General features: G+C 53.5%; 9 protein-coding genes. 6 read left to right on the top strand and 3 right to left on the bottom strand.

Annotated elements, in window-relative coordinates; translation table 11 throughout:
- Window positions 1-5 precede the first annotated feature (5 nt).
- The gene (gloB, locus tag LOY35_RS16760) at window positions 6-773 is read right to left on the bottom strand and encodes a hydroxyacylglutathione hydrolase (protein WP_258624942.1); all 768 of its coding nucleotides are present in this window, start codon (window positions 771-773) and stop codon (window positions 6-8) included.
- A 65-nt stretch (window positions 774-838) separates the two neighbouring features.
- Here gloB and LOY35_RS16755 point away from each other — a divergent pair, with 65 nt between their 5' ends.
- The 5 genes from LOY35_RS16755 (at window position 839) to LOY35_RS16735 (ending at window position 5,218) form a co-directional block, all read left to right on the top strand.
- A complete protein-coding gene (locus LOY35_RS16755) occupies window positions 839-1,597 on the top strand; it encodes a class I SAM-dependent methyltransferase (RefSeq protein WP_258624941.1) in 759 nt (252 codons plus the stop codon).
- A gap of 88 nt (window positions 1,598-1,685) precedes the next feature.
- On the top strand, window positions 1,686-2,138 hold the full coding sequence (rnhA, locus tag LOY35_RS16750; protein ID WP_258624939.1) for a ribonuclease HI: 453 nt from the start codon (window positions 1,686-1,688) through the stop codon (window positions 2,136-2,138).
- Between the two features lie 973 nt (window positions 2,139-3,111).
- Complete coding sequence (locus LOY35_RS16745) at window positions 3,112-3,825, top strand: hypothetical protein (RefSeq protein ID WP_258624938.1); 714 nt, start codon at window positions 3,112-3,114, stop codon at window positions 3,823-3,825.
- Window positions 3,826-3,856: 31 nt separating this feature from the next.
- A complete protein-coding gene (locus LOY35_RS16740) occupies window positions 3,857-4,834 on the top strand; it encodes a GIY-YIG nuclease family protein (protein WP_258624937.1) in 978 nt (325 codons plus the stop codon).
- Between the two features lie 75 nt (window positions 4,835-4,909).
- A complete protein-coding gene (locus LOY35_RS16735; RefSeq protein ID WP_258624936.1) occupies window positions 4,910-5,218 on the top strand; it encodes a hypothetical protein in 309 nt (102 codons plus the stop codon).
- Window positions 5,219-5,301: 83 nt separating this feature from the next.
- Here the strand turns inward: LOY35_RS16735 and LOY35_RS16730 are convergent, their stop codons facing one another.
- Both LOY35_RS16730 and LOY35_RS16725 read right to left on the bottom strand, forming a co-directional pair.
- Complete coding sequence (locus LOY35_RS16730) at window positions 5,302-6,567, bottom strand: hypothetical protein (protein WP_258624935.1); 1,266 nt, start codon at window positions 6,565-6,567, stop codon at window positions 5,302-5,304.
- Window positions 6,512-8,845 carry a YecA family protein gene (locus tag LOY35_RS16725; protein WP_258624934.1) on the bottom strand — a complete coding sequence of 778 codons (2,334 nt, stop codon included), beginning with the start codon at window positions 8,843-8,845 and terminating at the stop codon, window positions 6,512-6,514. Before LOY35_RS16725 ends, LOY35_RS16730 begins: the two co-directional genes overlap by 56 nt.
- 426 nt (window positions 8,846-9,271) lie before the next feature.
- Here LOY35_RS16725 and LOY35_RS16720 point away from each other — a divergent pair, with 426 nt between their 5' ends.
- Window positions 9,272-11,518 (top strand): P-loop NTPase fold protein, encoded by a 2,247-nt coding sequence (locus LOY35_RS16720; RefSeq protein ID WP_258624933.1) that lies wholly within the window; start codon window positions 9,272-9,274, stop codon window positions 11,516-11,518.
- Window positions 11,519-11,622 lie beyond the last annotated feature (104 nt).

The raw sequence follows: 11,622 nt of genomic DNA, 5'->3' as shown, positions 1-11,622 counted from the left end.
GGTCCTTAGAACTTGTCTTTCCAGGCTCTCAAGGCCGCAAAAACCTCACTCGGCGTCCCGTTTCGCTGGCCGTTCCGTTCGTCTGCTTTTTGTTTAACGGATGTTTCAGTGGTGCGCAGGAACGGATTGGTGAGTTTTTCCAGGGCCAGGGTCGACGGCAGGGTCATGATGCCCTCACTGCGTTGCCGGCCGACTTTTTCCAGGCGGGCGGCGATGTCCGGGTTGCCCGGCTCCACCGCGGCGGCGAACTTGAGGTTGCTGAGGGTGTATTCGTGGGTGCAGTAGACCAGCGTATCGTCCGGCAGGGCGGCGAGGCGGCCGAGGGAGTGGTGCATCTGCTCCGGCGTGCCTTCGAAGAGCCGTCCGCAACCGGCGGCGAACAGGGTGTCGCCGCAGAACAACAAACCATGGTGGTAATAGGCAATATGCCCCAATGTATGGCCGGGCACGGCGTAGGCATCGAAGTCCAGGCCGAGCACCTTGACCTGGTCGTTGTCCTTGAGCGCCACGTCCCGCGCCGGGATGTTCTCGCTGGCGGGGCCGTGGACGGTGGCGTTCGTCGCATTTTTCAGCGTCTGGACGCCGCCGACATGATCATGGTGATGGTGGGTGATCAGGATGTCGCTCAAGACCCAGCCCGGATGGGCCTCGAGCCAGGCCTGGACCGGCGCGGCGTCACCCGGATCGACCACGGCGCAGCGGCGGCTGGCGTGATCCTGTAACAACCAGATGTAGTTATCGGTGAAGGCGGGCAGGGCACTGATCTGTATCATCGCGGAATTCGCCAAGCGGAAAACAAAGGCGCATCTTAGAACTTCCTGACGCGTTGGAGAATGCAATGACTGACGAAGCGTTCGCTCAGGCTGATCCCGACTGGCTGGCGTTGATCAGCGCAGCCCGTGAATGGCTGTCCGGCCCCGTCGGGCAATTTTTGCTGGAAGAGGAACGGCGCATGCTCGAAGACGAGCTGGGTCGCTTCTTCGGCGGTTATCTGGTGCACTACGGTCCGTCGGCGCAGACGCCGCCGTCGGCACCGCAGGTCCAGCGCAACGTGCGCCTGGGCGCACCGCTGCCCGGGGTGGAGATCGTCTGCGAGGAGCAGGCCTGGCCGTTGAGCGAGCACGCCGCCGATGTGGTGGTGATGCAGCACGGCCTGGATTTCTGCCTGTCCCCCCACGGCCTGCTGCGTGAAGCCGCCAGCAGCGTGCGTCCGGGGGGGCATCTGTTGATCATCGGCCTCAACCCCTGGAGCACTTGGGGGCTGCGCCATGTCTTTGCCCATGACGCCTTGCGCCAGGCCCGCTGCATCTCGGCATCGAGGGTGGGCGACTGGCTCAACCTGCTGGGCTTCGCGCTGGAGAAACGCCGCTTCGGGTGCTATCGTCCGCCGCTTGCGTCGCCCAAGTGGCAAGCCCGCCTGGCCGGGTGGGAGCGCAGGGCCGGCGACTGGCAACTGTCCGGTGGCGGCTTCTATCTGCTGGTGGCGCGCAAGATCGCGGTCGGGCTACGCCCGGTGCGCCAGGTGCGACGCGAGCCGATGGGCAAGCTGATTCCCTTGCCGATGGCCAAGGTCAATCGTCGCCATATCGAGCCATAACCGTTTCTGATGGCCTGCCCGGCATCGTCAACCTGGAGGTTGGCGGTCCCGCCTGGCAGGCCTTTGCATTTTTTCTGGATGGATGGGCATGAGCGATAGCGTAGAACTCTTCACTGACGGCGCCTGCAAGGGCAACCCCGGTCCGGGCGGCTGGGGCGCGCTGTTGGTCTTCAAGGGCGTAGAGAAGGAACTCTGGGGGGGCGAAGCCAATACCACCAACAACCGCATGGAACTGATGGGCGCCATTCGCGGCCTGGAAGAGCTCAAGCGCCCCTGCGACGTGCTGCTGGTGACCGACTCGCAGTACGTGATGAAGGGCATCAACGAGTGGATGGCCAACTGGAAGAAGCGCGGCTGGAAGACGGCCGCGAAGGAACCGGTCAAGAACGCCGACCTCTGGAAGCTGCTGGACGAACAGGTCAGCCGCCATAACGTGACCTGGAAGTGGGTGCGCGGACACATCGGCCATCACGGCAACGAACGGGCCGACCAGTTGGCCAATCGTGGGGTGGATGAGGTGCGGGGTTACAAGCAGGGCTGATGCAGCCCTGTTTAATAGGTATGTATGCCTTTGTGGCGAGCCATTTCCTTGAGCGTGTTACCATCCCGGCTTTTGCAAGCATGCCCGTTGAGAGCTGAACACTGATGGCCAACAGATCTGTTGTACTGGACTCCCGTGTCAACCCCTTTGTAAAAACCTGATCAGTGGCTAAATTGCTGATTTATATGGGTATTATTTTACAAGCAAAAAAAATCGACAAAATTAAGTAAAAATGGCCGATTAACCGGAGCAGTGGCCGCAGATTGCCCATCACTCCTGTGAAGCCCTCGCGATGTGCTTGATGCTCCAATCCTCTTCCCTTCTCGAAAAAGTCTAGCAATCCTGCGTCGCCACCCCCGACGGCATTTGTCGGGCGAGTGCTCTACGTACGGCCATCTGTTTCGAACCGCGCTCAGTAACCTTCTCCCTTCGATGACACCTTCAAAAAAAGCTGGTTCGCATGTTGAGTGACCACCCTATTTGGTCAGAGGGCATTGGCGTGTCTGAGTAATCGATAGGCCGTATTTTGCGTCAGAATGATCGCTCCGAGACGTGGCCATTAGCCGAGAATGGGGCAGGTTGATTGTTTGAGTCCAACATCGTTACGCAACAACGTCCTCCTAGGGCAGTTCACTAAACGGTTCAACATGCTTCCGTGAGGAGCAGGTCGAATTTCGCTGCAACTGCCTGCTCTGGTTTGCTTGGCGCGGTAACTACCGCATGAGTTGCCCTGCCAAGAATGAAGCTTTCTCTGACGCGCAGCGCTGTCGGTTCGTAGGTCCGGACTGGGGGCGGGGAGGATACTGGAAATAGACCCGGGTGCTGGTGGTGTCTGAGAGGCCGACAGAGAAATGACTGCTAGGATAAGTTTTTTGGAAGCAGCCAACGCAGTTCAAAGGTAGTCCGACCTATCAGAGGGGAGTGCAGATGACTGCTCTGGACTCACCTATAAAGCAGCCAATAGGGATATTAAATGCGATGGACTGTAGCGCTGATCTTGGCAGTTCTGACTCTCGGATGCAGTATGCCTGCAACATTTGAACAGGCCGAGGCTATGCCGTTGGGAGCCGCTCGTACGGAGACTTACATCCACCTTGCAGAACAGGGAGAGTATCGAGCCCAGGTGCGCCTTGGAGGAATTTTTAGAAAAGACGATCCCTTAAAATCTGCGAAGTATTTCAAGCAGGCGAGCGACGTAGGTGACATTGATGCAATGTACTTTTTAGGTGTTGATTACCTAGAAGGGGCTGGCGTGCCTCAGAACCAGCAAGAAGGGATAAATATTCTTCAGGCCGCTGCTGGTGCAGGCTCAGTGTCAGCGATGGAAAAGCTAGGGAGCGCCTTCGCCGGTTTTTCTCAAAAATCTGAAAACAAGGCAGATGGGTTGCTTGCGGAGCAGTACTACCAGAGTGCTTTTCTTCACGGCAGCAGGGCATCAGCCAGCTATTTATGGGGGATGTTCGTGATATACCCAATGGCAGATGCATACAAATCCGCCGTGTGGAGTGGTGTCGTGTCTTCGTTTTTCACCACCCCACAGAGTGGTCCATATTCGTTACTCGCATCTAAACAAGGTGGGAGCGCGCTCGTAACGAAAGCTAAAACCGAGGCAAGCAATTGGTACGCGCGGTTCAACAGCAAACCGAGAGTCCAAACCTTCCTAGATCTTAATGGAATCTACGAATAAGGCCCTTTGGTCTAGTCACGAGGATCGGCACTTGGCTTCCCACGTTTACATTCTGCGAGACCTAAAACACCCTCGATTCAAGATTGGCAAAGCGAACAATATCCTCGCCAGAGCCCGGAGTTTCCGGTGGGAATCCATTGATTTTCCACAATCGCTTGGCCTTCGCCTGGCATCTGAAACCGATGCATACATCTTAGAAAAAATCCTACACCGCACATTTCGTCTTGCTAGCGTTGATCCTCTTGCAGTGGTCGCCAGTGGAGGGAGCGCAGACGGCGCAAGCGAATGGTTCAGCACCAGTTGCTGGCCGCGCTTGCTGCAATACCTCAAAGATAACCAGGACCTACATCCACACGAAACGGTCAGTGGATGGGAGCTAGCCGCGCTGATCGAAAGGCAGCTTGAGCCTTCGCAAACTATGATTTCACGTGAGCAACTCAAGAAGGAAAAGGAGGCGCGCCGCATTGAGCGTGAGGTGGAATTCATTGCGTATCGACGGACACAGCTGGAAGGACTGAGAGCCAGCTTGAAGGTAGTTCACCCGAAGATAGCCCAAGAGCTGGAGCGCTTAAAACTGAACGGCAACATCGCCGGAGTCTGTGATACGAGCATGGGATCATACCTTGTGCTTGCCGATACAGTGCCACTGCCGTCAGGCGGTTTGCTGTGGGGGCTGAAGCCCCTATCAACACACTACGACTACCCAGGTGGTGGCGGTTCAATAATGAGTAGCTTCAGCCAAATTACCTGCGGAGAGGGAACAATCTCCAAAGTGGAATTGCCCCGTGCGTATCTGCATGACGACTTAGGTTCGGAAACGGATGAAATTATCTATGAGGTTTTCCTAGAGGAATTCGAATTGTTCAATCAGCTACAAAGCATTCCTGAAGGATGGATCAGCGCGATTTTTCCTCCCGGCCGTTTCTTGACCCCATCATCAGACGGTCACGAAAGCGAGCGTGCGATAGGAAAGGTGATGGACGCCCTGTCAAGGTCTGGCTGCCGGTAGCGGAGTCAATCGTGGGTCGCTCGATCTGGTATGCAGATCCCCATTCAGGATTCTTGCACTACGTGAGGGGGGTTGATGCGCACGCGCAGCAGTATTCAAAAACACATAGCTCAGACTGGCGAGAAAGTCAGCAGGTGGCGTACTTGGGCAGAGGTTGAGGAGAGACAAGCAACACCCTTACTGCGAGAAAATCTTCCTTCTGGCTACTCAAATTGGTTTGCTGTGGTGAAGGATCAATCCATCTGGTGGATCTACACCGACACATCAGACGGTGGTGTCTGGAGCAGCGAGGGGATGGCTGTCACTGGCTTCAGAATCGCCTTCGATGCATCTCTAGCGCAAAATATCTATGAACTTGTTTATGAGCGCCTAGCCTCAGAATGAGGCTGGTGAATATTTTATACGTGTGGATTGCCGCAACTGTGCGCCGCGGCATGCTTTTAGGACTCAATTCTCAATGGGTAACTTCAAGTTTTGAGGAAATTGATCAGGTTTGTCGCATTCCTTCGTTTCAAGTAGCTCTCTAATTTACTCCCATTGAGTGTGTGTACCGCATTTTCGTTAAAAATGTAACTCGCATCTGCAATGAGATCATCATCGCTAGCCAATATACTTTTGTCCTCGATCAGCAAAATGCCGGACAGATGACGAGATACGTCAGCAAGGCTGATGCTAGTTTTTATATTCTTGTTGATGCTTCGGGCTTCAACAGTAGAGGGCCCGGTTATATCAAAAAATATAGAGCCAAGATTATGGATGAATTCTTGAGCAATCCTCATTTCGCTAAATAACATTATTCTTTCACTAGCCCATGGGAAGACAACAAAGATAATTATTGTAGGTTCTCTTCGTGAAAACTTTTTTGCGTGTGTAACGAGCAAGCGCTGATGGTTAGACGCGTGTGTTTTGGAGTCGTAACTACTTTCAGCAATGACTACACCCGCTTCCCACGCAAATCGATAGGAAAGACCCTCGATAACCTTGCTACGAAAATAAGGCGGTCTGGCCGTGGTGTCGATTTCTTCAATAAGTTCCTTCAATAGACTGCTGCGGTGGCCTTGAAAGACATCGTAATCTTCGTCCTCGGAGTACTCAGGCTGAATCGTGAGGTGCGTTATTCCTTTGACGGAACGAAATTCTTTGAAAATTCCGTCTAGAATTCCACCGCTTTTGTCAGAAAGAATCTTGACATCGGTGACAATGCCTAAGGAAGGAATACAGAGGTCATAATTAATGTTCTGCATTTTAAATTCGGATGCGATAGCGTCCAACGCGGGAACTGTGACGTCTAGCTCGATTTCTCCAGGCCCAGTTTCTGCGTCACTCAGGAAGTAATCTAGAGCTACTAACTCTGCATAGTAGCCTTCCCAGCCACCAAGTTTGGCGACACCATTTACCGCGTTGATTATAGGAAAGGAAATTTTCTGATTTAACTGAATTGCGCCCTGGAGCCTGCGAAGACGTTCTTCGAAGTTTTTCCTAAAGACCTCGAAATCCGTCGTGCTTGCAATCGCCCCCACGACATCGTTGGATGTGGTTGATTCTGTTTTGAAGGTTGCTGTTCCGGGGCCGAAAATGTCGTCTACTAAGGCAGCATACGTTTTCAATTTTGTCATGCACACACCTGTTGTCTGAAAGTCTTTGAGAATACGGCGAGTGTAAGCGGGTGGAATTTTTTTAAAGGCCGTGACACTTTTTAAATTTTGCACCACTGCCGCACGGACACTGATCATTTCGCCCCGTTTTTTTAATTTTCAAGACAGGGATAACATTTTTCGGTTGACTGAGGTTTACCGGCTGCGTGGATTGAGCCATTCGCTCGGCGTCTTCGTAAATATGGGTGTTTTCTTCCGTTCGCTCTATCGGTATGTGGACCTTGAAAGAATGCGCCCGGCGATAGATTCCATCGGTACTAACCTCCGCGACGATGCCGATGATGTTAGAGGCCTTGACTGCCAACGCAGCTGCTCTGGCCTTGTCATTTGCCTTAGTCCAATTAATTTGATGGTCGTGTAATTGTAGCCAAATGAATATCGGCTCGCCGCCCTCGGATACTAGAAAGCAACGAGCGGGGTGCTGGTTCAGGGTTTGGCGTAGGTCGAATAGCATCTTTGCCAGATTATTTCGATTTTCCTCTCCTAAATCACGGATATGACTCTCCGCTGAAAGCCATCCACGTGCTCGGCTGGCGTCAAGCGCTTCAAGCAGCTTCAGCACCTCCTTCGGGAAGTCCTGCGTTGGATACGGCGTGCCTTCCCAACTTTCACCCACAAAGCTCTTGTCGACGATGTCGCTCATGCCGTCCCAGATAAGCATTTTCGACTTACCCCCCTTTAACTGGTCGGCAATAGTCTGATCGAAACGGTTTATCTTCAGGTACGCACCCAGGTGGTCGAACTCATCGAAGAGATGAGCTTGGCGTTTCCCCGCCACGGCCTGCCGCACCTCCATGTAGTGAGAGAACTCGCCGGGGGTGGGCAGAAAGCGCTTGAGCACGAATAAGTCATCAATGGACAACGAAACGAAGGCATGCTTCCCAAGTAACGGCTCAATCTGCGGCAGTTCCTTGCAGTATGCCGAGAAGGGAGAGAACGACTCGACCGTGAGCCCAATCGGCACCATCACGCGGTAGTCGGAGCGGCGGACACACCCGCACTTTTCGTATTTGCCGTCCACCAAGTGGTAAAGCGGCACTTCATCCGCAGAATTAAGATAATTGAAAAAGCGCTCACATTGCTTGTAGGCCTTGAGTACCAAATCCTGAACCGACTGGGCGTGGCGACCGAAATCAAGTGCTGGCGATGCGATAGTCGCGGCCGCGCCAGCCTTGGCTTCAACCAAGAACAGCACGTCATCCATCAGGATGAGGGTGTCATTTTCGGACCACTTTTTGGTAGCAGGGTCTTTGTAGTAGACCTCCTGAAAAACTGCGGCGCCGGGTAGCTGAGTGGCCAGGACATCGGCGAAGGCAGCTTCGCTCATCGTCTTCTGCCGACTTTCAAAGATCTTCTTGTAGTCAGGTTTTCGCTGAAGAAGGTTATAGAGAAGCGCGCGATATCCCGCATCACGGGTGAAGCATGGATCAACGGCGTAGTAGTCTGAACCAAGCTGAATTAGTGGTTTCTTCCGGGCGGGTAGTGTCCGGTAGGGTGTCCCCGCGAAATCACCTGCTGCGAAGAACTCGGTTTCTTCTCCGCGCTGGTACGCCAAGTCCGCTAGCAGCGTCTGCGGCAGCTTCGTGTGTAGGCTTACGTTGGCTATACCACCCCGAAACATGTCATCGATTGCCCGCCTGGCTGCTTCCGTTTGTTCCATATTGGCCGCAACCCACGCTTCCATGACGTTTTCCAGTGGCTTGCCTTTTGCCGCAGCGAAGGCGTGTGCTGCCTCAAATTGGTTCATCATCACAGTGATTGCGTTGGCATGCCCTGTTCGCGTGGCGTCGGCCATGGCCTGGAAACCTTCCGCGATATCGGCGGAACTAACATCGTACACTTCTTTCAGGACATCATCGTGAGGCGCCAAAACGTAGCGATAGAACTCACCTTCTAAGACTTGGTAGCGGTTCCCTCGTAGCATGACCCACGTGGATTTCGCACGAAATTCAATGTCGGCCGTGTCGGGACCAAAGACGCCGTCTTTGGTCCCGACGGACGAGGCCATGGCGAATAACATGGCCTGCTCTCGTAATTTTCGGCTAAGTTCAAACAGCAAGGCGCACTTGGCTTCGTCGAATTTTACGTCCGGAGGGGAGACGTCTGAAGCGAGAACCGCATGTACGTACTCCAGCAGGAACTGATTTTCGTTGATCAGATCAGCTGGGGCGTCCGCCTCCTGCCCCACCTGAGTGACACTTTGATCTGCCATCGCTTTCATTACGTGCTGGGCATAGATGTATCCGAGTAGATCGTGCGGAGGCATGGCGACAATCAGTTCGCGCATGCGGGCGGCAGTAGCTTCCATACCCTTCAACAGGAAAACATTGACCTCTTTTAAGTTTTCTTTGTTCATAACATCTTATTCCCTGACGTTGTTGAAGCCTCGATCCATGCAGAGTTCATCTGGAGGTGCTAAAAATAATTGATCGCAATGTAAGCGATCAGTTTTACGCATAAGTGCCAATTGTTCGGTCGCTTGCTACAGCTGTTGCGCCAAGTTTTGGCTAGAACAAACCGCGCGGTGCCTCAAGGTCGACAGTACATTGAAGTCAGTTGGTGCAACATCGGCGGATGCGATCGGCCACTATCCGATAGCCAAAAGCGTTGGACGCATCGCTCCTACTCTCGGCCCGCACCGGTCGAAACCACGTCAGGTGGCTGTGGTTGACAATAGCAGCATGGACAGTCGAATACATCCTGAGTTATTTCTAGCGCTCGGTTACTGCCTCACCTGTCCGCGATAACGTACACAAACCCGAGGAGCGTTAAGGGGAAGGCAATGAAATGGATTCGCAAGCTTTTTGACCGTCAAACGCCAAATTCGACATCATCGGCTAATGACCCCGGGACTCAGAAATCAGAACATGATCAAGAGGGCAATCAATATTTCTCGGATGAGCCCATCGCGTCTAAAGCCCACGACCGGTTCGGACGAGCGTTATTCGCCGCGCGGATTGCCGAGACGATAGCCAAGCGTCGCGATCCATCCAGTATCGTCATTGGCCTATTCGGCCCGTGGGGCGATGGCAAGACTTCCGTCCTCAAAATGATGGAAGAGTCGCTTGATCAATATGAGCAAGTCATCACGATACGATTCAACCCTTGGCATTTCCCTTCTGAGGATGCGCTCCTGCGTGGATTTTTCGCCACCCTGGCAGAGGCCCTAGGTAAGGAGCCGGCCTTCAAAGAAAAAGCGGCAGCACTGCTTGAATCCTACGGCGGTATTTTATCTGTCCTCTCAGTCGCTCTACCGGGCGTAGAAATCAATCCCGGCGAAGCTGCGAAGAATATCGGTGAGTCCTTATCCAAGGTCAGTCTCGAACAACTCAAAGACCAGATTGACGTTCTACTAGGCCAGAGTGGAAAAAGGCTGGTCATCCTTATCGATGACATTGACCGGTTAGATAGAGACGAAACAAATGCCATCTTCAAGCTGGTAAAGCTCTCGGCAAGTTTTAAGTACACCTGCTATGTATTGGCTTTCGACGACGATGTGGTCGCCGCCGCATTAGGTGAACGATACGGTGCTGGTGGGCAAGAAGCCGGGCGTGCGTTTCTTGAAAAGATCATCCAAGTGCCTTTGCATCTGCCGCCCGCCGACCGGATGAGTCTGCGTCAGATCACTTTTGAAGGTGTCGATCATGCTCTGGGCCAAGCAGGCATTGTTCTAGACCAGCGCCAGGTCGACGTGTTCTCGCGTTATTTTGTGGACGGACTTGAATCGAAGCTAGAGACCCCAAGGGTTGCGAAGCTTTACACAAATGCGCTGATGTTCGCGTTACCTCTTGTGAACGGCGAAGTGAACATTGCCGAATTCATGCTCATTGAGGGGCTGCGGGTGTTGTACCCAAAACTCTATTCGGCTATTCGTGACAATCCCGACCTATTCCTGAAAGGGGAGCCTCGTGAGGCTCCAAGAGGCCTGGAGCGGCCGTCTTCGCCTCTTAACAGGCTTCTTGAAATCGCGATGCCTGCGTCCACTCCAGAAGAGCGTGAGCAGGTACGAGAAGGACTGTTGAAACCGTTATTTCCTCGAATTGGCAACATGATGTACGGGGGGGAATGGGAGGAAAAATGGGCTAGAGAGCAACGTATCTGCTCTGGTCGATACTTTAAGCGCTATTTCGTTTACGGAGTACCCGAAGGGGATATAGCGGATAGTCAACTGACTGTCTTGACAGAAGCTCTCGTCGCAGCCGCTCCGGACGCACAGCGTATTCTTCTGAGTACGTATTCCAAGCGGACTATGCCGCAGTTGATCCAGGCGTTGCGAAATCGCGCGGATTTTCTGGACGAGGCCTCTGCATTGCAGATTGCAGTCGCCGTTGCAAGAAATGGGGATCTACTTCCCCGTGAGCGTGGACCATATGTACTTGGTGGCACGATGATGCAGGCTGGAATACTTATCTCCCAACTTTTGAGGCGTATTCCGCTACCAGAGAGGCAAGCTGCTGCCGAAGCGGCTGTCCTGGCAGCGTCGCCTTTAGAAATGGGGATTGAATGCGTTCGCTGGCTTACGCATTCGTCTGATAGACAGGAGCAACATCGAGTACTTCCAGACGAGGCGAATGACATTATCTACAGATTGTTTGCCGACCGCGTCCGGGAGGCAAACGCTGTTGAGCCACTTTTTGTTAAGGCAGGGCGCGATGCGCCGCATCTGTATTGGTACTGGCAGAAAGGTCGAAATCAGGAGGAGGTGGAAGCGAATCTACGGGCACTATTTGATGCTAACCCAGCCTGCATGGATGACTTCCTAGACACCTATATTGGGGAGGGGTGGGAGCTAGAGAGCGGTCTACCGGTTCGATCAGATCTTCGACGCAACACCTACGACGATATTTCTTTATTGATTTCACCGGACTACATCGCCGCGAACCTGCGCTCCCGCTATGGAGCCGAGCTGGATGACCCGCAGTATCACCAAGAGGGGACCTCTGCGCGAATGACTGCTCACCAGTTTGTTTTCCTCCACCGAAGTGCTTTGGCCGAGCAACAACTCCAGCCCGACGAGGATGCTGGGTAAGAGAACTCACCGGAAACGGAGATGAGAGACTCGTGACGAAGGTCTGATTAACTGTCCGTATATAGACTCCTCCTCGTTGCAAGCCTCCTTCGCTTTGGCACCCA

Source organism: Pseudomonas sp. B21-028, assembly GCF_024749045.1.
In the GTDB taxonomy this organism is placed as follows: Bacteria; Pseudomonadota; Gammaproteobacteria; order Pseudomonadales; family Pseudomonadaceae; genus Aquipseudomonas.
Note: the sequence above shows the minus strand (reverse complement) of the source record. Positions and strands in the feature narration are given on the sequence as shown.

Coding starts and splice junctions, on each gene's coding strand:
- LOY35_RS16725 (WP_258624934.1), bottom strand. CDS start 8,845: ATGAACAAAGAAAACTTAAAAGAGGTCAATGTTTTCCTGTTGAAGGGT.
- LOY35_RS16735 (WP_258624936.1), top strand. CDS start 4,910: ATGCGCACGCGCAGCAGTATTCAAAAACACATAGCTCAGACTGGCGAG.
- LOY35_RS16755 (WP_258624941.1), top strand. CDS start 839: ATGACTGACGAAGCGTTCGCTCAGGCTGATCCCGACTGGCTGGCGTTG.
- gloB (WP_258624942.1), bottom strand. CDS start 773: ATGATACAGATCAGTGCCCTGCCCGCCTTCACCGATAACTACATCTGG.
- rnhA (WP_258624939.1), top strand. CDS start 1,686: ATGAGCGATAGCGTAGAACTCTTCACTGACGGCGCCTGCAAGGGCAAC.
- LOY35_RS16730 (WP_258624935.1), bottom strand. CDS start 6,567: ATGATCAGTGTCCGTGCGGCAGTGGTGCAAAATTTAAAAAGTGTCACG.
- LOY35_RS16720 (WP_258624933.1), top strand. CDS start 9,272: ATGAAATGGATTCGCAAGCTTTTTGACCGTCAAACGCCAAATTCGACA.
- LOY35_RS16745 (WP_258624938.1), top strand. CDS start 3,112: ATGCGATGGACTGTAGCGCTGATCTTGGCAGTTCTGACTCTCGGATGC.